This window comes from Bowmanella denitrificans, from assembly GCF_039522935.1.
GTDB classification, from domain to species: Bacteria; Pseudomonadota; Gammaproteobacteria; order Enterobacterales; family Alteromonadaceae; genus Bowmanella; species Bowmanella denitrificans.
The window spans coordinates 70,494-92,558 of the sequence record NZ_BAAAEI010000015.1 but is presented as its reverse complement, the minus strand read 5'-3'; the positions used below and the strand labels follow the sequence as shown (position 1 = coordinate 92,558).

The following is a 22,065-nucleotide window of genomic DNA, read 5'->3' as shown; positions in this document are numbered from 1 at the left end:
TTTGGTTGTCCGGACTGGTTTTCTGGCTGCTAATGAACACCTACTCAGCCGATCTCAGCTTTCGCAGTATGGTGGATTCGGGAAAACATTCCGAATGGGGGCAAGTCTGGCTGTACTACCTGCCGTGGTGGATCCCCTGGGCTTTTTTGTCTCCGCTGATCATTGCCGCGACCAAATTAATCTCAACACAAAATGTAAGAACTTGGGTGCTCAGAGCTGCCTGGTTAAGCGCGCTATGGTTGGTGACACTTTGCTTATTTGTGTTTCTGGCCACACCGATGCTGGCTTTTGTGGAAATTGGCGGTTTTGGGCTGGAAGAGATTGAACAGGCCTTTGCTATATTGCTTCGACGGGGGGCCTGGCATCTGGATTTCATTATCTTTTCGGCCATTGTCAGCTTAGGATTCGTTATGCAGTACTATCAACGGGTTAAAAGTGAAGAAGCCAGGAATGAAAGCCTGTTGAGACAGTTGTATCAACTGGAATTGCAAGCGCTCAAGTCACAGTTAAATCCGCATTTTCTATTTAATACACTCAATACCGTTGCCAGTCTGATTCGTTTGAATGAAAAAAACAAAGCCATACTGGCCCTGAGTGAATTGGGTTTAATGCTTAGAAAAGTCCTGGAAAATCAACAAAATCAACTGATTAGTCTGACGCAGGAGATGGAGTTTATACAAAGTTATCTAACTATTCAGAAGATGCGCTTTGAACACAAACTGGAAACGTCAATTCAGGTGGCAGAGGATTGCCTGGCGTTAAATGTGCCTTTTATGATTTTGCAACCGCTGGTTGAAAACGCAGTACAACATGGTTCACAGTTAGAATCTGACAAAAATTTGTTGTCACTGAGTATTCATAAAAACAACACAACTCTATGTATTCAACTGATCAACAAAGTGCCGCGACAGGATGAGCACAACGGTTTTGGGATAGGCATGAAAAACTGCCGGGACAGGCTCAGCAAAATGTTTGGCCAGCGGTTTCGGCTGGAACTTAAACCTTTGGAAAATGGTTATTTTCAAACTGTACTGGAACTACCCGCGGAGACGACATCGTGATCAAGGTATTAATTGCCGATGATGAAAGTCTGGCCCGTCAGTCCATCCGCTTGTTGTTGCAGAATCAGGCTGGAATTGAGGCGGTTTTCGAAGCGGCCGACGGCCATCAGGCGCTGGCATTGTTTGAAGAACATCAGTGCCAACTGGTGTTTCTGGACATTCAGATGCCAGGTTTGGATGGTATTCGATTGGCCGAAAGGTTCGGCGACAATTGTGTCATTGTATTTGTTACCGCCTATGATCGATATGCTATCAACGCATTTGAACTGAGTGCGGTGGATTATCTGCTCAAGCCCTATGATGATGAACGCTTTTACCGAGCCTTGAGGCGCGCCTGGCAGCGTTTGCAAGATGCACAGTATGTAGATTGCCAGGAGATTGGCCGGGTGGTAGCGCATATTGCCGAGCATAAGACGAATGGCTTAAACAGCAAGGTGGTGATCAGGGAGAAGCGACGGCTCAGTATCCTGGAAACAGAGCGGCTGGACGCCATTGAAATGACGGCGGACTATGCAAGACTGTATTTAAGTGATGGTAGCACAGTGTTGCATCTGGATTCGTTATCCGATGTCACATCTCAGTTGCAACATCATATGTTTATCCGCCTTGATAAGACCTGGCTGGTGCGCAAGGATAGAATCAGTGCCTTAAGCTCAGACGATAACGGGCAATGCAGCGTCACTTTGACAAGTGGTCAGGCTTTCAGTCTGCCCGGCATGACTCAGGCTAACATTTCTGAATTACTGGCGAAGTGACGCCTGCTAGTCACACTTAAGGTGCAGATTTATAACGCATCTCACCGGCCACCCAGGTTTGTAATACCTTTGTTTGCCATAACTCAGTAGCTGGCGCCTGAAAAATATCCCTGTCAATCAGAATGAAATCCGCCCATTTACCCGGCTGCAGGTTACCCAGAATGTCTTCCTGATGCGCAGCAAAAGCGCCATCCAGGGTGAAAGCGCGCAGGGCTTGCTCTATGCTTAGCGCTTCTTCGGCGTGCCAGCCTTGTGGGGGCCTGCCCTGATGATCCTGGCGGGTCACGGCGGCATGCAAGCCATGGAAGGGATTGGCCAGCTCCACCGGGAAATCCGACCCCGCAGCCAATACCGTGCCCTGTTTTAAGAAGGTTTGCCAGGCATAGGCACCTTGCAGTCTTTCTTTACCTATACGGTCTTCGGCCATATTCATGTCGCTGGTGGCATGTACCGGTTGCATCGAGGCGATAATATTCAGGGTCTTAAAGCGAGGAATATCCTCGAGGCTGACAACCTGCGCGTGCTCTATTCGATTGCGCAAATTCCGGCCTCCAACCCTGGTATAGGCACTGGCTAAATTATCCAGTACCAGGCGGTTGCCTCGATCGCCTATGGCGTGCACATTGAGCTGGAATCCGGCGTTTAATACCAGGTCAAATAGCTCTGGCAGTCTATCTTCCGGGGTCAGCAATAGGCCGTTGTTGTGTTTGTCGTCACTATAGGGAGCCAGCATCGCCGCACCCCGGCTACCCAGCGCACCGTCAGCATAGGCTTTAACGCTTTGTACCCAAAGCTTATCTTGTGCGTCATGGTAACGGCCCTGCTTTAGCATTGTGGCCAGTTCGGTATCACTGGCAGAGAGCATGGCGTAGATGCGAATGGCTAATTTACCATGCTGTGCCTGGGCTTTATAAAAGTTATAGGTGGCTTTGTCGATACCTGCATCATGCATACTGGTGATACCCAGTGACAATAAGTGCGCAGTGGCCGCTGTCAGGGCGGATTGCATTTTATTGTGATTGGCTTTGGGCAAACGCTCGGCCACTAAAGACATGGCGTTATCTATCAAAACGCCGGTTGGCTGGCCCAGGTTATCCCGGATAATCTGCCCACCAGGTGGGTCCAGGGTATCTTTATTGATGCCGGCAAGAGCCAGCGCTTTACTGTTAACCCAGGCGGCATGACCATCAATTCGCTCCAGCCACACCGGGGTGTCGGGGATAAACTCGTCCAGCATCGCGGCAGTAGGGAACTGCTTATCTGGCCACAGCACCTGATTCCAGCCCCGGCCTATCACCCAGTCAAGTTTGGCGTTTTGGGCAAAGTACTGACTGACTTTGGCCACCGAGTCCCTGGCACTGCCAATTCCGCGCAAATCAACCTGCAGTAGGTTTTCGCCCAGGCCTAACAGGTGACCGTGGGCGTCAGTAAGACCCGGTAGCAGCGTTTTACCCTTAGCATTAACAACGTTTGCCTGTGGGTAGCGAAGTAACAGGTCGGCGTCGCCTGTTGCCAGCACTTTACCCTCGTTAAATACCAGGGTGTCGAAGCGTTCTAGGCCCTGCATTGGCGTGATGTGGTAGCCGTTTACTTGCGTAATAGCGGTGGGGGTGGCTTGCAGTGACAAGCTGAAAGTGAGTACTGTCGCAAACCAGATGGGGCGGATTGTCATAGGGCTAATTCCGTTTTTACTTATTTTTAACATGAAGCCTTATAACAACCAACCCTTGTTATTCGCTTAGGATCGGTGGCTGACTGAGATAATCGGTCTGCCAAATCTCCTGCATTCGGCTTTGGTCAATGTTGCCACCGGATAGAATCACCAGTGCGGTGCTGGGTTTGTCTTGTTCCTGCAGCCAACTTGCCACTGCAGCCATGCTCATGGCGCTGGTGGGTTCCACATGAATTTTCAACAGATGTTGCAGCCATTGTGTCCAATACGCTATCTGGGCTTCGTCTACCTCGTAGAAGTCATCCAGCTGTTGTAAGAAAGGGAAGGTGAGATCGCCGACAGCAGGCGTGGCCGCACCATCGGCAAGGGTATTGGCAGGTCCAGGCAGGGCAACAATTTTCCCCGCGCGTAGCGAATTGGCGGCATCATTGGCTGCCAGCGGCTCTGCCCCTATAACCTGAGCGTCGGGGCACAGTGCACGGCAGGCTAATAATGTACCAGACATCAAACCACCACCGCCCACCGGGGCAAACACGCCATCTACCTGCTTTAGATCCTGCAGGGCTTCGAGGGCGGCGGTGCCTTGGCCGGCAATAATTTGCGCATGGTTGAAGGGTGGGATCCACAAGGTTCCAGGTTGTTTAGCTGCCTCCTGCACCGCAGCATCTGCTTCAACCCGGGTATCAAATAATGCCAGTTCTGCACCATAGAAACGGGTTGCTGCAGCTTTGACCCTGGAAACCGTTTTGGTGCTGTAAATGGTGGCAGGAATATCAAACTGTGCCGCGGCATAGGCCACCGCCTGGGCATGGTTACCGGAGCTGTTGGCGACAATCTGTTGCGGAAGTTCGTTCTGCTCTTTTAGCCAGCTCAGCACATTAATGGCACCGCGCAGTTTAAAGGCTCCAATTCGCTGCAGGGCTTCTACTTTGAAATACACCCTGTGGCCCAGCCAACTGTCGAGCAGGCTGGAATTCAGTATGGGGGTGCGGTGCACATGAGGCTTAATACGCAGTGACGCGGCAAGCACATCGTCGAAGGTTGGCAGTGGCATGTTAGCTCCTCGTATGGCGAAGCCGGACTTTATCATCTTTGCTGGTGAAAGTGGTGGGGAATAATGGCTACGGGAGTGGTGCAACTGGTTTACCAATCCAGGGTTGATGCATATAGCCCAGCACATTGGCATTCTGCTACCATGCCGCAATGGTTGGACTAAAGATTGAAGCCATCTGGCTGCAGGGGAACAAATATGCAACGTGTAGAACTGGTTAACAATGAACTGAGTTTCTCCCGCATGGTGCAAGGCTACTGGCGACTAACCGACTGGAATATGCATGCACAGGACATTGTCCGCTTTGTAGAGCAGGGCCTGGAACTGGGCATCACCACGACCGATCATGCGGATGTATATGGTGCTTTTACCCAGGAGGCCTTATTTGGCCAGGCCCTTAAGCTGGCACCGGGACTAAGAGATAAAATTGAGGTGGTGTCCAAATGCGGTATTTTGTTTCCCTGTGACAAACAGCCCGATGTCAGGGTGGTGCATTACAACAATGACACCGACTACATCGTGGCGGCGGCAGAACGCTCGCTAAAGGAGCTGGCGGTAGAGTATCTGGATGTATTGCTGATCCATCGTCCCGATCCGCTGATGGATGCCGATGCGGTGGCAGAAGCCTTTATCAGATTACGAGCAGCCGGTAAGGTCAAACACTTCGGCGTGTCTAATTTCAGTGCCAGTAAATTCGCATTGCTGCAATCCAGACTGGATTTCCCCTTAGTGACCAATCAATTGGAAATCAGCGCGGTACACACGGACTATTTGTTCGACGGCAACCTGGATTTCCTTCAGCAGCACAGTGTTAAACCTATGGCCTGGTCCTGCCTGGGCGGCGGCGGGGTATTTCACGACTTTCAGTATAAGGCGCTAAGGGATTGTGCTGGTGCGATAGCTGAGGAGTCCGGCGCCAGTCTCGATCAGATATTAATGGCGTTTGTGCTGAGCATACCCGGTCAGATTATGCCAATCATTGGCAGTGGCAATATCGACAGAGTGCGTACCCAGGCGGCCTCCTTGTCTATCAGTCTGACCCGTCAGCAATGGTTTAGTTTGCTGGAAGCCGCGCGCGGCTACAAAGTGCCCTGAGGTCATAATACTGTCATCAAAGCGGGCTAGACTGCGCCTTTAACGCCTTCGTAGATTCAGAGGTTATGCGGTTTAAGCCTTTGGACAGGGTTAACGGGTTACCTTTTGCCCTGTTTCTGATTCTGTGCCTGATTTTCAGCCTGTTTAGCCTGTACCTGGAAAACCAGGAGCAGAGACGTCTGGCAGCCAAAGCCAAAGTGGTTGCCCAGCAAGTGGCAAACAGTATTGAAGTTTTCTCTGCTGACCGCCAGCGTGCATTAAAAGATTTGATGATCACCTGGCCGGAAAATCACCCTAATCCAACCGATTGGTTTAATGCCCATGCAGTGACCATGCAACATGTCCTGCCGGGCTTTGACGATATTGTCTGGGCCGATGAACAGCAACTGGTGCAATGGAATATCAAAGGCGCAGATCGCTCCCGCCTGCTGTACCGTCCTTTGTCCGACCTGGGATTAGAGTTGGGTAAAACACCCGTCGTGGATTTTGTCAATGCGCTGATACGCAACGATAAGGGGCGTTATGTCGCCGTGGTCGGGCGCGCGATTAATCCTTATGACCCCAGTTATGGCTTTGTGGCCGCCAGCTTTGATCTTGAGGCCACTCTGGCTGTTATGGTGGGCGAGCTGATCGGCTCTGACTTCAGTCTGACGTTACAGGATGGCGAACATCGCCTGATGGCCAATGGTGTACTGCACCAGAGTGAACCTATCATAGAGCAGCAACTGCAATTTGCCGGTCGCCAGTGGCTGCTGAAACTGCAGGGTAATCGTGGCGGTTTTGAAATCGGTCGTATTGTTATGGCCATCGGCGTATTGATGTCGCTGGTCATCAGTATTTTTCTACGCCGTCAGCTGCGCAGTGCGTTTAAGCTCAATCAGTCGCAGGAGCGTTACAAAGCGGCCAGTGAATCGTCCCTTGATGCTATTTTAGTGCTGCAGGCTGTGCAGGACGCTCACAAAGACATTATTGATTTTGAACTGGTCGAATCTAATCAGGTCGCGCGAAAGATCTTTGTCACCGATTCTCCGTATCTGGTGCAATCTACCTTGTCGCAGCAGCTTCAAGCCCTGGGACATGCTGAGCTGTTGCCACTTTGTATTCAGGTGTGCCTAACCGGTAAAGCCCACGAACAATATCTGGAAACCTCCAGTGATTTGATTCTGGCCCAGTGGATCAAGATTCAAATTGTCAAAGCCGGTAATGGTATCGCCGTCACCATTCGTGATATCACCGCCCGACGCTTAAATCAGCAGGCCTTAAAAGAGTCCGAAGAGAAATTCCGCCGACTGGTGGATGGCTTAAATGGTCACTTTGTTTATTCCCACGACCTGGCCGGACGGATTAACTATGTCAGTAGCAGCGTGCAGGACATTCTTGGCTATAGTCCGGAATATTTTAAACTGAACTACCGACACTGCGTCAAACGCAACCCCGGGAACATCGAGCAGATTCGTGAGCAACTGCACAGCGGCCAGCGTCCTGATCCCTATGTAGTGGAGTACTTCAATAAAAATGGTGAAATTCGGCATATTGAGTATCGTGATTCGCCGGTGTTTGACCATGAACACAAGCTTATTGCCATTGAAGGTATTGGCAGGGATGTCACCGCAGATTTAGCCTTGCAGCAGCAGGTGTATTATCAGGCGAATCACGATCAGCTTACCGGCCTGTATAATCGTTACGCCTTTGACAGGCTGCTAAAAGAACGCCTGGCCTTGGTGCGTGAACAAAAGTCGGTATCGACGCTGTGCTACATCGATATGGACCAGTTTAAACTGGTCAACGATTCTTGTGGTCATCAGGCGGGGGATGAATTGCTCCGGCAGGTGGCGAATCTGCTCGCTACTTCTTTGAAATCTGCCGATATTCTGGCCAGAGTTGGAGGCGATGAATTCTGTCTGGTATACGCTGATTGCGCCGTAAAAGAAGTGTTGGATAAGCTTGGTAAGATGCTGAATGCCATTCGCGGTTTTCGTTTTGTCTGGGAAGATAAGGTCTTTCATATTGGTGCCAGTATTGGCGTGGCCGAAATAACGGCTGGCACCATCAGCAGCACAGAACTGATTAAGGCCGCCGATCACGCCTGTTACAGCGCCAAGAACCTTGGCCGCAATCGCTACCACGTATTTGACGAAAGCGATCAGCAACTGAACTATCAGCAAAGCGAGCTGGAGTGGGTGAACGAAATTCAAAAGGCCCTGCTGGGGGATCGCTTTGAACTATTTTATCAAGTCATTGAACCGCTTAACCAACCCGCCTGTGGCCGTCACTATGAAATTCTGGTGCGCATGCTCAGCGAGCAGGGTGAGTACCTTAATCCGGGTATATTTATTCCGGTGGCTGAACGCTACGGCTTAATGAATAAACTGGATGAATGGGTTTTTAACCAGACTATCAACGCGCTGGAGCAACATCCGGCCCACCTTGATGTGCTGGATAAGTGCGCGATTAACTTATCCGGCATGACCCTGGGCAATGATGAGTTTCTGGATAAGATTGTGCTGCGCCTTAAACATTCGTCGGTACCGCCGGAAAAAATCTGTTTTGAAATCACTGAGACAGCAGCGGTGACTAACCTGGCCGCCGCCAGCCGTTTTATCGATGTACTGCGTGATCTGGGGTGCCGCTTCGCACTGGATGATTTTGGCGCAGGGATGAGTTCCTTTACTTACCTGAAAAACATGGCTGTTGACTATGTAAAAATTGACGGTTCCTTTGTACGTAATATGTGCCGGGATCGCAGTGACTACGCCACGGTCAAAGCCATTCACGAAATTGCCACCAGTATGGGTAAGCTGACCGTTGCCGAGTTCGTCTCAGACCAGGAAACCCGCCAGGCGCTGGCCGGATTAGGTATTGGTTATGGTCAGGGGTTTGCCTTGGGTAAGCCTGCACCGCTACACAGCTTACTGAGAGAGTTTTCTGCTTTGGCATCTTAGATCCGGCATAAAAGATAAACAGCTCCTCACAGTCTGAATCTGGTCATTGCCACGTATCTCTGATATTACTTAGGGAACATAACGTTAAAAGGGATACTGGATGGGATTTCTGGATGCCCTGCTGGGCAATGCTGCGGAAGTGGATAAGAGTGAGGTCGCCGAAGAGCTGGCACCCATTCTGGCCGATACTGAACAGATTGACCGGGTTTATAAGTTGATCCGGGATATGTATGTATTTACTAACAAGCGATTGCTGCTGATTGATAAGCAGGGTATGACAGGCAGAAAAGTGGAGTACCACTCTATTCCTTACCGCGCTATTACCCAGTTTAAGGTAGAAACCGCCGGCCATTTTGATATGGATGCAGAACTGCAGATCTGGATCTCCGGTAGCGCAGAGCCGATCAAAAAGGAACTGAAAAAGAATACCGCAGTGGGCATACAGCGTAGTCTGGCCAACTGGATGTTTAACTAGGGCCAAGGCGATCCGCTCCTTGTCATTTCTTACCATCAAAAAGGCGTCGCGTGTGGCGGCGTTTATTGCTCTTGCGTACCTGATTCTGGGCGCCAGTTGGATATTATTTTCTGACTTGGCTTTGCAGCGCGCGGTGCCAGATACCCAGTTGCTCACCCAACTGCAAACTTACAAAGGCTGGTTTTATGTGGCGGTCAATGCCCTGCTGCTGTACTGGCTGATTCGACTGGCGTTAAAACGCTTTGAGCGGCTCGATCAGCGCGACCCATTAACAAACCTTTACCGGCATCACCAATTTATCACCTACCTGAAAGATATGCTCAAATCAGCCCGCAACGGCGGCGAAAAGGTATTATTGCTACATCTGGATATCGATAATTTCAAAGCCCTCAATCAGGCGCTGGGGTATCGCGGAGCCGATGCTTTTTTACGCGCATTGGCGGACAGATTAAGGGCTTGCTACCAGGCCGATACGTTACTGGCCAGACTGGGTGCAGACCAGTTTGTGGTAGCTCGCAAGGTCAGGGCGCAGAATCAAAACTGGGAACAGTATGCGCTCAGCTTAAACGGCTATTTTGCGGATGTGGCAGCAGGACTGAATCTTGATGTTAGTTGTTGCATTGGTGTGGCTCTGGGGCCGGATGATGGTGACAATGCCCGGGCACTGCTACTGGCGTCCTCTGCCTCTTTGGCTTGTGCCAGAGAAGAGGGGCCGGACAGTATTCGTTTATTCAACCGTGCCCTATCAGAAGCCGAACAGGCACGCCAGAATTTACTCGCTGATTTACGTCAGGCCATTGAAAATAAAAGTCTTTCGTTAGTTTATCAACCACAGTTCCATGTACCAGGTGGTAAAATCAGTGGCTGTGAGGTGCTGTTAAGATGGCGCCATCCTCAGCAGGGCTGGATCTCTCCGCAGCACTTTATCCAATTGGCGGAGCGGCATAACCTGATTTCTGCACTGACCGCTTTTGTTGTGCGGCAAGCTTGTCTGGATCTGACATCTTATAACTTGCTGGGACAGGGGCTACCCAGGGTGTCGGTGAATATCTCAGCGTTAGAGTTTAATAATCCTGCGCTGATGGATGCATTGCAGCTGGAACTGGACAAGGCCTCACCGTTACTACCTTACTTGCAACTGGAAATTACTGAAACAGCAGCCCTGACAGACTTAAAAGCCAGCGTGATGCAACTGGCACGCCTGAAGCAACAGGGGTTAAGGTTTTCCATTGATGATTTTGGCACAGGCTATTCGTCGCTGATGATGCTAAAAGAGTTGCCGATTGATGAAGTCAAAATCGATCGTGCCTTTATCCGTGACCTGATGAAGCAGCCACGCACTATTGCCATTGTTGAGGCCGTAGCAGCCATGGCCAAGGGCTTTGGTATCAGTGTGGTGGCCGAAGGTGTGGAGACCCAGGAGCAATTGCAATGTCTGACAGCTTGCGGCTGTCAGGAGGCGCAGGGCTATTTACTGGCAATGCCAATGGGGATAGAAGAGCTGGTCAGCTTTATGCAAAAACAGCAAAGCGTAACGGTTGGAGTGAGTGCTTCAGGCTGAGAGCCACTGGCCATGCAGTTGAGAGCAGCGGGAAAAGGCATACCGCCTTTCCCGCCCTTAGATTAAAGGTTTTTGCCCAAATGGCGCTCAAAGAAGCCAGTAATAGTGCGGTTTAAGTGAATTTGGGTCTGCTTGCCACGAATACCGTGCTTTTTGCCTGGATAGTCCATTACCTCAAAGGGAATGGCCAGATCCTGCAAGGTTTTGTACAACCTGGTGCTATGGGTAAACAGTACATTGTCGTCGGCCATACCGTGGTAAATCAGTAAATCCCCTTTTAGGTCCTTAGCGTAAGGAAACACCGAGGATTTTTCATAGCCATCACTGTTATGGTCGGGGTGGTCCATATAACGCTCGGTATAATGCGTATCGTACAACAGCCAGTCGGTGACCGGTGCGCCAGACACGCCAGCCTGGAAATAGTCGCCGGCCTTGAACATGCTCATCAGGGTCATATAACCACCATAGCTGTGGCCGTGTACGCCAATAAGACTGGCATCGACGAACGGTAATTGGCGTAAGAATTTCACCCCCTCTACCTGATCACGCACTTCCACATCGCCCATATTACGGTAAATGGCGTCTTCAAATGCCTTACCCCGGTAATTGGAGCCACGATTATCCAGACTGAATACCACGTAGCCTTTATTCACCCAATATTGGAACATCAGCCCCCGGCTACCTGCCCAACTATTGGTGACCACCTGAGCGTGCGGGCCGCCATATAAATAAACAATAGCCGGATGCTTATCCTGCAGCTTTTTGGGGGTATAAAGACGGTAGTACAGTTCCACGCCTTCGTCGGTGGTAAAACTGCCAAAACTGGGCTTTATCCACTGCGTCTGGTAGGCGGCAAGGGGATGGTTTTCATCTATGGCATTTTCTTCCAACCAGGCCAGACGGCTGCCGTCAGCTTTATGCAGACTGACTTGTGGCGGGGTGTTAATGGTGGAGAATCGGTCTACATAGACCTGGGCCTTTTTGTCAAAGCTGACGCCATGGAAACCACCGCGTTGACTCACCCGGCTGACTTCGCCGCCCTCCAGACTGACCTTGTATAAGTGTTTTTCTAATGGCGTGTCTTTGCGTCCGGTGAAGTACACCAGTTTATTGGTTTCATCTACCGCCGCAATGTCATCCACCACCCAATTGCCTTTGGTGAGCTGACGCACCAGCTTGCCGTCATTGTTATACAAGTACAGATGTTTAAAGCCGTCCCGTTCAGAAGGCCAGATAAATCTGGGGCTGTGCTTCAGGAAGGTCAGATCATCCTGCAGATTGACCCAGGTGTCGGCGGTTTCTTCCAATAAGGTTTTTTGTGCCCAATTGTCGGTATTGACCTGGCGAAGCTGCAGACTTTGCTGGTTACGGCTCTGCCATTGATAGGTCAGATTGCGGCTATCCCGCATCCACCGCACTCGGGCCAGATAAATATCCTGGTTATCCCCCAAATCCAGCCAATGCGGCTGTTTGTCGTTGAGACTGGCCACCGCCAGCGCGACTTTGGCATTGGCTGTGCCGGTACTTGGATAACGTTGGGTAATCATTTTGATGGAGTCGGCGTAAATTTCGCTGCGGGTGATTTCCTCAACCGGCGATTCATCAATTCGGGTGTAAGCAATCTGGCTTTCATCCGGTGACCACCAGTAGCCGGTCATACGGCCCATTTCTTCCTGGGCTACAAACTCGGCCATCCCATACTTGATGGGGCCTTTACCGTCGGTGGTCAGGGCATGTTCCTCACCGCTTTTGATATTCAGCACATACAGGTTTTGTTCACGCACAAAGCTGATGTAATTGGCTTTCGGTGAAAAGCGGATATCGGTTTCAAACTCCGGCGTTTCCAGCAAGCGCTTGGCCTGCTTGTCGCCCAGCCGGTAATAAAACACATCACCGGCCAGCGGAAACAGCAAGGCTTTGCCATCATCTGACCATTGATAGTCTACGATGCCACTGCCATGCAGACGCAAACGCTCGCGTCGGGCTTTCTCTTCATCTGACAATTCTTCTGGGCCACTGTGCAGTTGGTCGGAATCAAACAATAGGCGGGTAGTGCCACTTTCAATATGGTATTCCCACAAATCGTAGCGTTCATAGTCAGATTCTTTGCCTTTAAGGAAGGTCACCCGGCTGCCATCGGGCGAAATCTTCAGTTTAACCGGCGCACCGCCATCCAAAGATGGAGAAGAGAATATACGTTCTATACTGAGCTGTTCCGCTGACAGCCCAACACTGCTGACGCTTAGCGCCAGTCCGAGTAGGGTGGCTAATCTTTTCATTTTTATCTGTATCCTGATTTAATAGAGCCGCCTGATGCCCTGGGCGGTCATTGCGCAGGCTATTCTATTGATTCTTGTTCGGCAGGTACATTGTGACACAAACAAAAGCGTTTACTGCGCTGGTTCTCGGGGCCAGTGGACTGGTAGGACAAGCGTTGATTAGCCAAATGATGGAGTTACAGTATTTTGCCTGAGCGTCGCCCCGGCTTTGCCTTTAAGCAGTTTTTTGTCGCCCATGACCAGTGTGCTATGAAAGTGGGTACCGACAGTATTGTGCTGGGCAGTTGGGTGAACCCTAACAAAGCCCAAACTATTTTGGATATCGGCACCGGCAGTGGCTTGCTGGCGCTGATGATGGCGCAAAAATCCCACAACGAAGTACAGATTCTGGGCATAGATATAGACCACAACGCAATCACGCAAGCCCGGGACAATGCCAGGCTCAGCCCCTGGCCGCATAAGTTGGTGTTTGAACAGCGGCCATTGCAGCAATTGCAACAGCACAAACACTATGATTTGATTATCAGCAATCCCCCTTACTTCCCCCACGGTCAACAGTTTGCCCGGCAAAGACAACAGGCCAGACACACCAGTGAGCTTGAACATTCGGTGCTAATAGCGGCGGTGGCCGGATTGCTGACCAGACAAGGGCGTTTCGCCTATGTTTTGCCTGTTAAACCAGCTGAAACGCTGATTGAACTTGGCAAAACAGTAGGGCTATTGTTGCAGCGCTGCCTGCTGTTGCAAAGCCAGCCTGATAAAGCACCGGTGCGCATGTTGGTGGAACTGGCGGCTAAAGAGTCGCAGCCCGTGATTGAAACCCTTTGTATACATCAGTCAGATAGTGATTATAGTCAGGCATACCGACAGCTGTGCCGGGATTTTTATCTTAACTTTTAGATTAAATTGCAGTAACCGACTATAGTCAGAATTGTTTATTCCTTATTTTTATTTACCTGAGAGAGAAAAGCGACGACGAACTGACTACAACATTATTGGGGGGAAGCTATGTACGCCAACAAGTTACCCGAAAGTATCCTGTCTCTGTTTGATACTTTGCAGCTAGTGGAATTGGAGTGGCAAGGCCGCTGCGTCCAGATCCCCAAATTTGCCGTTTATGCCATATTGGATAAGCCGGTGTTTGACCGTTATTCCTATATTGACGGAAAGCGCATGGGCATTATCCAACTGGAACCTTATCAAATCCCTGTTCTTGACCCGTTTTCCGGCTGCATCCAGAAAGTGCCGGACCACGTGGTGGTGATCAGTCACAACAAAGGTAATCGCTTCGGCCTGTTCGGCTATCCCGCTGACCGGGTACGCGATCAGATCCGCCTGTCCAAGCAGCACCGCGCCGTACCTCATATAGTGCGAGCTTTTTGCTAACAAAAAACCGACCATCAGGTCGGTTTTTTCTATCTTGCAGAAGGCTTATCAGAACGCCAGGTTGTACTGTACGGCAAACAGATAAGCGTTGCCTTCAGATTCAAACTGCCATTCGCCCAGGCTGTCGGCTTCGCTGAAACGACGGTTCACGCCGCGTAGAATGCTTGCTCCTACATCCAATGACGAGGCTGCGCTGAATTGATGCTTGGCGCCAGCGCTCAGCCACAGACGATTGGTGTCAGGAATGGAGATGGACATATGGTTTTCGTCTGCCGGGGTTTCGTCGTAAGCGATGCCCACCCGCAATTTGGTGTCGGTATTCAGCTGGTAGTCAGCGCCGATGGCGTAGCGCCAGGAGTTTGAGAAATTCTCTTGCTTATGGAAAACCGGCGTATCACGGCCAGGCACCATGGCTTCCAATTTGTCGAAACTGCTCCACTGGGTCCACATCACGCTATAGTGCAGGGCAATCTGCTTATCCAGTTGATGGGTGCCGGAAAACTCAGCCATGGCCGGCAGGCTGATGTCCACCGAGCCAGGCAGACTTTGCCCGGCCAGGCCACCAAGCTGGGCTGGTAGCTGGTTACTGTATTCACCCGCGAACTTAATATCGGTTTCACTGCGATAGTGCAGGCCGAATCTGTGCCCTGGAGCGCTTTGATAACTTACTCCCAGGTTCCAGCCAAATCCATAGTCGTCACCTTCCAGGTGTACCGCTTCGGTTTGCGCCGGCACAGGTAATGGTGTGGTGCCCATATGGCGGATGATTTTGGCATCGGCATACACATAGTTAATGCCAGCGCCAATAGCGAATTGTTCGTTGAGTTTGTACGACAGGCTGGCATTCATATTGACCGTGACGATTTCGGTTTTACCGGCTAACTGCCCGGCGGCGTAGTCATCGGCAAACTCGGTAGACAAGCCAAAGTTGGAAAATGCACCAAAACCAAAGGCAAATTGCTCATTAATCGGCATCACCAGATAGCCAGCCGGTACAATGGCAGTAGGCGCAATGCTGTCGTTATTCAGTTGGCTGGCATCGGCATAAGGCGGCGCGCCGGTGCCCTTAAGGCTGACATCCGGGTTAACATAAGTGGCCATCAGGCTCATTTGGTTGTTGGTAAACACCGACATCAGGGCCGGGTTACGCGCCACTACTGAGGCATCTTCGGCGATAGCGGCTTCACCGGCAAAGGCGCGTCCTAAGCCGGATGCGCTTTGTTCGGCCAATTGGAAGGCGGCGCCGAAAGAATTAAAAGAAAGAAGGGCAACACTGCTTGCTAGTAAAGTTTTATTAAAAGTCATCTTGTCTCTTTAGTTACAGCCAGAGGAAAGGATTACAGCCTGATCATACGGAATCAGGGCGGGGGATAATAAGGTATTTGTCTTAGTTTTCCTGTAACTAAGCGATAGATGTCGGCGCGTTCGCTGCAAATGTCAGCAGTTTTGTTAATGTGATGTTGCCTGGTGCGGTGCTGAACTGGTTTACCAGCGATATTGCACCACGGCCAGACTCTGCTGTTGATTCTGTTTAGCGGTCTGACCCAGAGTAGGGCGATTGGCTGCGGTATTGCGGTTGACATGATGTTCCAGTCCCACCTGCCAGTGAGGACTGAGGTCGTAACGCCAGGTCAGGGTCAGGGCGCGCCCGTCGCTGTTATTTGGGTCCCAGGCCCACTTATCGTCTTCTCTGGCTTTGAAACTGTCCAGCCTTAAGCTGAATCGATGTTTGTTCCATTTATGGCTCAGCAGCAGATACCAGGCGTCGAAATTGACAAACACCCAACGGGTGCCCATTTCTGTGTCGCCCTTCAGCCACTGGCCGATAATGCGCGTGTCATTGCCAAAGCGGTGGGACAAGGCCAGTGAGTGAAAACGGGTGTGCCAGGCATACAGGCGCTGATCATTGGCGGCCAGTGGATCGGCATTATTGTCATAATAGTAATAGCGCAGGTTACTGTGCTGATAATAATCCAGATGCACACCGGCGTAGTAACCGGTACGCCCGTCAATTTCATGAAAAGGTTCCACCCAATCGGGGTGATTGGTGCGACCAGGATCCACCACTGATGGATATGGGGCAAAGGCGATGCGGTCCTGGTGCAAACTCTGCCTGTCATGCAAAGCAAAGCCCCGCCAGCTAAGCAGGGTGCCTAACGGATCATTACCGCGAAATGCGCCCATATTGACTTCCCATGACCAGGGGCTATGACGCTGGCGACCGGGAGAATAGAGGGAAAACTCTACACCTGGGATGCGCAGTTCCTCACCTAGCCAGGAATTAATCGCGCTTTGGGTATACTGATACGGCGATAGCCAGCCCAGCTCGGGGTTTTCCAGTGACATATCCGGATAAAAGAAGCCCGCCCGGCCCTTAAACTTAGTTTGCGAAGGCATCAGAGGTTTATAGATAAGCTGCATCTGACTAAGACCGACATGCTGCTCGCCGTCGCTATGCAGATTTGCCACCAGATCCACAGAAAAGCCGCTGACCAGATCCTGCTCAACCCGCACTAACGCCTGCTGAAGGTGAATACCGCTGTGGTCTTCGCGTAATATGCCGGTACCATATTGCTGGTAACTATCCAGGTTGTCAGCGGCCAGCAGGTTAACCTGCAGCAGGCCGGATATTTCAGCACCTTGGCTCAGGCCGGACGCAACTGTCAGCAGGGCTAACCATCCTCGCAAACCCGTGTCTCCTTGTGCTGGTATTCCTGCAACCATTGGAAAAACGCATTGGCTGGCAGTGGTTTACTTAAATAATAACCTTGTGCTTTAGTGCAGCCCATTTGCCTGAGCAGGCTCAGCGTTTTCGCATCTTCCACACCTTCGGCCACGGTATCCAGTCCCAGGTGTCTGGCCAGGCTGATAAAGGTTCTGACCATTACCTGATCGTCTGCATTACTGGCTAGATCCAGCACAAAGGCCTTGTCTATCTTCAGTTCCTGCACCGGCATTTTCTTCAGTTGTGCCATGGAAGAATAACCCGTACCGAAATCGTCAATAGACAGAACTAAATCCATCGACCGCAACTTTTCCAGCACATCAATAGCAGTGCTTGGATCACTCATTACGGCGCTTTCTGTCACCTCCAGGGTCAGATTCAATTGCGGTTGCTGCAATATGTCAGCGAGCTCACTTAAGACATCAGGTAGTTTCATATCAACTAAATCTAACGGCGAGATATTCACCGCCAGATTCAATGTATAGCCTTGTTCCTGCCATTGCTGCTGCTGTACTAAGGCACTGCGCAACGCCCAATGGGTGAGTTCGCGGATAGCACCGGTTTGCTCGGCCAGGGGAATAAACTGGTCCGGTGGAATAAAGCCATGGATGGGATGAATCCATCTGACCAGGCACTCTGCACCCACCACTTTGTTGTGTGCCAGATCCAGCTTAGGTTGATAATAGAGCTGTAACTGCCCTTCACCCAGAGCGCCACGTAATTCCGACATCAGGCTCAAGCGCTGCACCGAATATTTGTTCAACTCCGCTTTGTATACGGCATGACCCTGGTGCTTACCTTTACAACTGTACATGGCAATATCCGCACATTGCAGCAGGCTGGCCGGGTCCTGGCCATCTTCAGGAAAACGTGCCACACCAATGCTGGCATCCAGTTCCATACGCAGAGTTTTCAGCATAAAAGGCTGTTCAAAAAGCTGTTCCACCGCCTCCAGTAACGGCGTAAGCGCCGATGAGTCCTGACACAGCCAGATAAGACCAAACTCATCGCCACCCAGCCTGGCTGGAAACAGGTTACTTAATTGCAGGTTTGCCAGCCGCTCTGCGATAAGTTGCAGAAGTTGGTCACCGGTCACATGGCCAAGGGTATCGTTAATGTCTTTAAACCTGTCCAGATCCATCATCAGCACCGCGGCATTGGTCTGGCCGTTATGAATAAGTTGCTGTAAATGGTCAATAAACTGGTTACGGTTAGGTAACCCGGTCAGGGCATCGAAATAAGCCAGTTGCTGAATTTCCAGTTCACGTTGTTTAATACCTTGTTGCATGTCCTGAATGGCCACAGACAAAGACGCAATCTCTGAGGTTGAGGACTCTGGCACGGTTTCCACATATTGGCCGCGACTGATTTTATTCGTGACCTGCACCAGCCTGGTCAGCGGGCGGGTAATGCCGTTGGAGATGATCACTGCAGCGAGCAGCGCCAGCAGACCGGCAATGGCCAATAACAAAATAAGCTGTACCAACAGACTGTTGTACGAAAGATAAGCATTGTCAGCCGGGCTGGCCAGTAACAGCTTGAGACTAAGCCGCTGCTCACCGATATTGAATGATGCGTAAATATACTCATCAAGGTGTTTGCCCTGGCCCAGATTGACCAGGTTGAGACCGCTGTCCCATTGCAGTTGCCCAGTGCTGAGGCCGTTTTTCAGTTCTTCATCCAGAGTGCTGTCCAGCAGTTGTCCATCGGGCGAAAACAAGCTGATCTGCATATCGGTCAAAGTGACCAGTTCCTCACTGATAAAACGTCTGGCATTAATTGCCGCAAACCACCAGGCGTTGATGGTCGGGCTACTTTCCACATAGCGAACTGGCACTGCCTGAACCAGGTAGTAATCGCTGCCTAATCGAAACCAACTGATATTGCTGCTACTGGCTAATTCGGGTGGCAGGGGGGATGTGATAAAGGATGCCGTTGTTGCCAGAATCTGCTGTTGGTTATTCTGTACCCAGCTTAAATCGGCATTGATACGTCGTTGATGATTACCCAAAGCGGAGACCAACGAAGCCGGGTCCTCGCTGCCACTGGCAATCAGTTGTTTAGTACTGAAATCTTTGCCCAGGGTGTCTAGAGCTGCCTGTAGCTGGCGGCTTTGATTCAGAATTTTGTCTTGTACCACCATGGCCGAGGTTTTGGCATGGGCCAATACCTGGCCGGTGGAATGGCGATAGGTGGCTTGCTGCACTGTCACTATTGTGACCACCACAATCACCGCCAGGATCAGCAAAAACACCAGCAGCATGCGGGTGCGCAATGAGCTGTCGGGTAGCCATTTGCTGAGGTTATTCATAGCCGGAAAACTCGTCCTGATCTTCAAAGTCATCGGCACCGGGTAAAAGCGGCTGATTAAGGCGCAGTTGCACCTGTTGGTTGCCCTTGATGGTGACAGCCTGGTCCAGGCTGGCGGCGTCATCCTGAATGCGCGGGTGTCGAATATGCAGTGTGTAATCACCTGCTGGTACGTCCAGACTGGCCTGGCCCTGCTTGTTTAGCTGGGTAAAGTAGGGGGTATCCACCACCATAATGTAGCCAAGCATCCAGTCATGTACATTGCAGCCTAGTTCCACCTGCCCCGCTTTGTCAAAGGGCAGAGGGGCGGGGTGATGATCTTTATATAGCTTCAGTTCAAAGGTTTTAGCAGGCGAAAAGGAATAAACATGATGCTGAATGGAATCGGAATTGGGAAAGCGAATCTGCGTGCCTTTCTGTACCACCAGAATATGCGGCTTAAATTGCTTATTGACCTGATCCATCTCCGCTGTAGCCCCTTCTGAAGCCGGGGGAAGGGGTTGTGCGGAGGTCAGATAAACCACGGTGCCAGGCAGCACAGAATCGTCACTGGTTTTTAAGCTGACATCCAGCCTGGCGGCCTGTAGCGACAGACTGAATAGCGCAGATATCAATATAGCGTATCGAAGTATCATGGCGTACGGCTCGTTCGATAGGTGCTTCCTACTATACCTGTATTGTCCAAAGGGTAAACCTATTATGGTGTGCTTAGCCTTACACCATACAAATCCCCTTGCGCTGTGTCGGCCCGCACGAAAAACAGCCTGTCGGTGGTCAGACTGTATTGGTGAATAAAGTCGGCCTGCTGGGCCATCAATAATGTTGATATCTGGGTTTGTGGGTCAAATAAGAATACCCCCTGGTCCTGACGATAGAAGGCGATTTTTCCGTCCAGAACTTGCCAGTTCAGCCAGTTAATGATGGAAAAATCCTCAATAACCTGTGTTTCCTGCTCAGCCCCCAGACGTTTTTGCCAGAGTCCCGGTTGATGAAACTTGCTGAAATAGAGCTTACCGTTGAATAGCCAACCGCTATAGCCGCCTTGTTCGGTTAACTGTTGGTGGCCGGTTGCAGGATGCCATCGCCAAAGCTGCCAGTCGCCGCTTTTTGTGCTGCTGTACAGCAAGGCATTATCCGCTGCCGGGTTAACCACATACGCCTGGGTTTGTTCGGGTAGCAGTTGGGTTACCTGGCCGCTGTGAATTTCAACCTGATAGACCGCACCCTGGTGGCTGTACAACAGGGCAGAATCATCCAGTTGCCAGCTTAAACGGGTAAAACCCGCCGGTAAATCCGCCAGCAGCCGGGCGGGGCTGTGGCCGGATTGCAACCAGATTTGATGTTTGCCCTGACGGGTGCTGATAAAAGCCAGCTGCTGTCCGTCATAGCTCACCCTGGGTAGCAAATCCAGTTTGGAGCTGTTGATCTGTGCTGCTAACGCGCCATCGGGCAGCGACTTCTGCCAGATGCCGGTACGCTGCAACAGGTCGCTGTAAATAAGCTGCTGCCCCGCCAGGGCAAAAGATTGCACCGTCTGCCCGGCATAAAATAAAGGCGCAACCTGTTCGCCAGTCCATTGATACAAATACGCCCCGTGACTAAAAATAACGCTGCCGCTGGCGGCGTGCCACTGCATATCTTTTACTCCCATGGCCAGTTCGTGGCGGCTGACCACCTGCATATCCTGGCTGTTGTACCAGGTCAGAATGCTTTGCTGCGGACTTTGGTAAGTGGCAACTAACAGGCTGTCTCCTTCATTCCCCACCGCCATGGCAATATCGCCCAAGCCATTACCGGCATTGGCGGGCAGGGTGAGTTGACGACTCATGCCGGTATCCAAACGATACAGATACATGGCATAGGGCTGGGTCTTGTCCTGCCGGTAGCGATAATAGAAGCCTTTATTGTCAGGCATCCAGGCAAAGCGAATGCCATTGTCCGGGGTGCAGTCAAATAACGGACGGCTGCTAAAAGGCGCCAGATCGGCCAGCATCACCCGGCAATCTTGTTCATGCCGTTGTACAAATACCGCTTGCTTGCCATCCGGGCTGAGCTTGGCTGAGAGGTGCTCGGCCGGATTTTGGCTCAGTTGGCTGCTTTGTTGATTGTGCTGTAACCAAAGCTGTACCCGCCCCTTGTTATCTGCCTTATGAAAAAGCACAGACTGACCATCGCCAGACAGGCTCACATCAAATTCCAGCCCGTCATCGCCGGTGAGTGGGTGAACGCTTTTATCCGCGATAAGCAAAGGGCTGGGCGGACGGGGTGGGGCATCAGCCGGGATGATGAACCATAACAGCGCAGCCAGTAACGCCAAAGCGCCAGACATTATTTGCCACTTGTGATTGGTGAGTTGCGGAGTTGGCCTGGTCAGCCTGGGCATCACTTTTAGCCGGTAACCCAGTTTCGGCAGGGTTTCAATATAGTCGTTTTCTGGGTCCAGTTCGGCCAGGGCTTTGCGTAACTGGGATATGGCCCGGTTAATCGCACTTTCACTGACAACCCGCCCCTGCCAGACGGTGGCAATCAGGTGGTCGCGGCTTACCAGGTGATCAGGGCTGCTGAGTAATTGTTCCAGCAGTGCATATATCCTGGGTTCCAAAATCAGCTTGCGCTTATCACGGCACAGCTCGCGGCTGTGGCGATAAAGGGTTAAAGGTCCCAACTGAATTTCAGTGGCGGTTAATTCCAAGCGCTTATCTCCATGCTTTGTATCTTTTATTTTTCATAAGCTCTGTTCACGGCCAATGATA

At 51.1% G+C, this 22,065-nt stretch carries 16 protein-coding genes; 8 read left to right on the top strand and 8 right to left on the bottom strand.

Annotation, left to right across the window (positions count from 1 at the left end):
* Positions 1-32 precede the first annotated feature (32 nt).
* Both ABD028_RS13990 and ABD028_RS13985 read left to right on the top strand, forming a co-directional pair.
* Positions 33-1,061, top strand: coding sequence for a sensor histidine kinase (locus ABD028_RS13990; RefSeq protein ID WP_343845709.1), 1,029 nt, complete (start codon positions 33-35; stop codon positions 1,059-1,061).
* Positions 1,058-1,816 (top strand): LytR/AlgR family response regulator transcription factor, encoded by a 759-nt coding sequence (locus ABD028_RS13985; RefSeq protein WP_343845708.1) that lies wholly within the window; start codon positions 1,058-1,060, stop codon positions 1,814-1,816. The genes ABD028_RS13990 and ABD028_RS13985 overlap by 4 nt, the downstream gene beginning before the upstream one ends.
* Before the next feature lie 16 nt (positions 1,817-1,832).
* Here ABD028_RS13985 and ABD028_RS13980 read toward each other — a convergent pair whose 3' ends face one another.
* Together ABD028_RS13980 and ABD028_RS13975 are read right to left on the bottom strand one after the other, a co-directional pair.
* Positions 1,833-3,488, bottom strand: a complete 1,656-nt coding sequence (locus ABD028_RS13980; RefSeq protein ID WP_343845707.1) for an amidohydrolase — start codon at positions 3,486-3,488, stop codon at positions 1,833-1,835.
* Between the two features lie 58 nt (positions 3,489-3,546).
* Positions 3,547-4,542 carry a serine/threonine dehydratase gene (locus ABD028_RS13975; protein ID WP_343845706.1) on the bottom strand — a complete coding sequence of 332 codons (996 nt, stop codon included), beginning with the start codon at positions 4,540-4,542 and terminating at the stop codon, positions 3,547-3,549.
* Positions 4,543-4,737: 195 nt separating this feature from the next.
* Here ABD028_RS13975 and ABD028_RS13970 point away from each other — a divergent pair, with 195 nt between their 5' ends.
* The 4 genes from ABD028_RS13970 to ABD028_RS13955 all read left to right on the top strand — a co-directional run bounded on the left by ABD028_RS13970 (position 4,738) and on the right by ABD028_RS13955 (position 10,612).
* On the top strand, positions 4,738-5,634 hold the full coding sequence (locus tag ABD028_RS13970; protein ID WP_343845705.1) for an aldo/keto reductase: 897 nt from the start codon (positions 4,738-4,740) through the stop codon (positions 5,632-5,634).
* A 65-nt stretch (positions 5,635-5,699) separates the two neighbouring features.
* Entirely contained in the window at positions 5,700-8,576 is a 2,877-nt protein-coding gene (locus ABD028_RS13965) for an EAL domain-containing protein (RefSeq protein WP_343845703.1), read from the top strand.
* A 100-nt stretch (positions 8,577-8,676) separates the two neighbouring features.
* Entirely contained in the window at positions 8,677-9,051 is a 375-nt protein-coding gene (locus ABD028_RS13960; protein WP_102797476.1) for a PH domain-containing protein, read from the top strand.
* Positions 9,052-9,070: 19 nt separating this feature from the next.
* Positions 9,071-10,612 (top strand): putative bifunctional diguanylate cyclase/phosphodiesterase, encoded by a 1,542-nt coding sequence (locus tag ABD028_RS13955; protein WP_343845701.1) that lies wholly within the window; start codon positions 9,071-9,073, stop codon positions 10,610-10,612.
* Positions 10,613-10,674: 62 nt separating this feature from the next.
* Here the strand turns inward: ABD028_RS13955 and ABD028_RS13950 are convergent, their stop codons facing one another.
* Entirely contained in the window at positions 10,675-12,891 is a 2,217-nt protein-coding gene (locus ABD028_RS13950) for a S9 family peptidase (protein WP_343845699.1), read from the bottom strand.
* Between the two features lie 186 nt (positions 12,892-13,077).
* Here ABD028_RS13950 and ABD028_RS13945 point away from each other — a divergent pair, with 186 nt between their 5' ends.
* On the top strand, positions 13,078-13,791 hold the full coding sequence (locus ABD028_RS13945) for a tRNA1(Val) (adenine(37)-N6)-methyltransferase (RefSeq protein WP_343845698.1): 714 nt from the start codon (positions 13,078-13,080) through the stop codon (positions 13,789-13,791).
* Positions 13,792-13,899: 108 nt separating this feature from the next.
* Positions 13,900-14,277, top strand: coding sequence for a hypothetical protein (locus ABD028_RS13940; protein WP_343845697.1), 378 nt, complete (start codon positions 13,900-13,902; stop codon positions 14,275-14,277).
* Between the two features lie 48 nt (positions 14,278-14,325).
* Here the strand turns inward: ABD028_RS13940 and ABD028_RS13935 are convergent, their stop codons facing one another.
* From ABD028_RS13935 to ABD028_RS13915, 5 genes are all read right to left on the bottom strand, one after another.
* A complete protein-coding gene (locus ABD028_RS13935) occupies positions 14,326-15,582 on the bottom strand; it encodes an outer membrane protein transport protein (protein ID WP_343845695.1) in 1,257 nt (418 codons plus the stop codon).
* A 180-nt stretch (positions 15,583-15,762) separates the two neighbouring features.
* Positions 15,763-16,965, bottom strand: coding sequence for a hypothetical protein (locus tag ABD028_RS13930; protein ID WP_343845693.1), 1,203 nt, complete (start codon positions 16,963-16,965; stop codon positions 15,763-15,765).
* Positions 16,950-19,313, bottom strand: coding sequence for an EAL domain-containing protein (locus tag ABD028_RS13925; protein ID WP_343845691.1), 2,364 nt, complete (start codon positions 19,311-19,313; stop codon positions 16,950-16,952). Before ABD028_RS13925 ends, ABD028_RS13930 begins: the two co-directional genes overlap by 16 nt.
* The gene (locus tag ABD028_RS13920; protein ID WP_343845689.1) at positions 19,306-19,947 is read right to left on the bottom strand and encodes a methylamine utilization protein; all 642 of its coding nucleotides are present in this window, start codon (positions 19,945-19,947) and stop codon (positions 19,306-19,308) included. Before ABD028_RS13920 ends, ABD028_RS13925 begins: the two co-directional genes overlap by 8 nt.
* 62 nt (positions 19,948-20,009) lie before the next feature.
* Complete coding sequence (locus tag ABD028_RS13915; RefSeq protein WP_343845687.1) at positions 20,010-22,004, bottom strand: winged helix-turn-helix domain-containing protein; 1,995 nt, start codon at positions 22,002-22,004, stop codon at positions 20,010-20,012.
* Between the last annotated feature and the right edge of the window lie 61 nt (positions 22,005-22,065).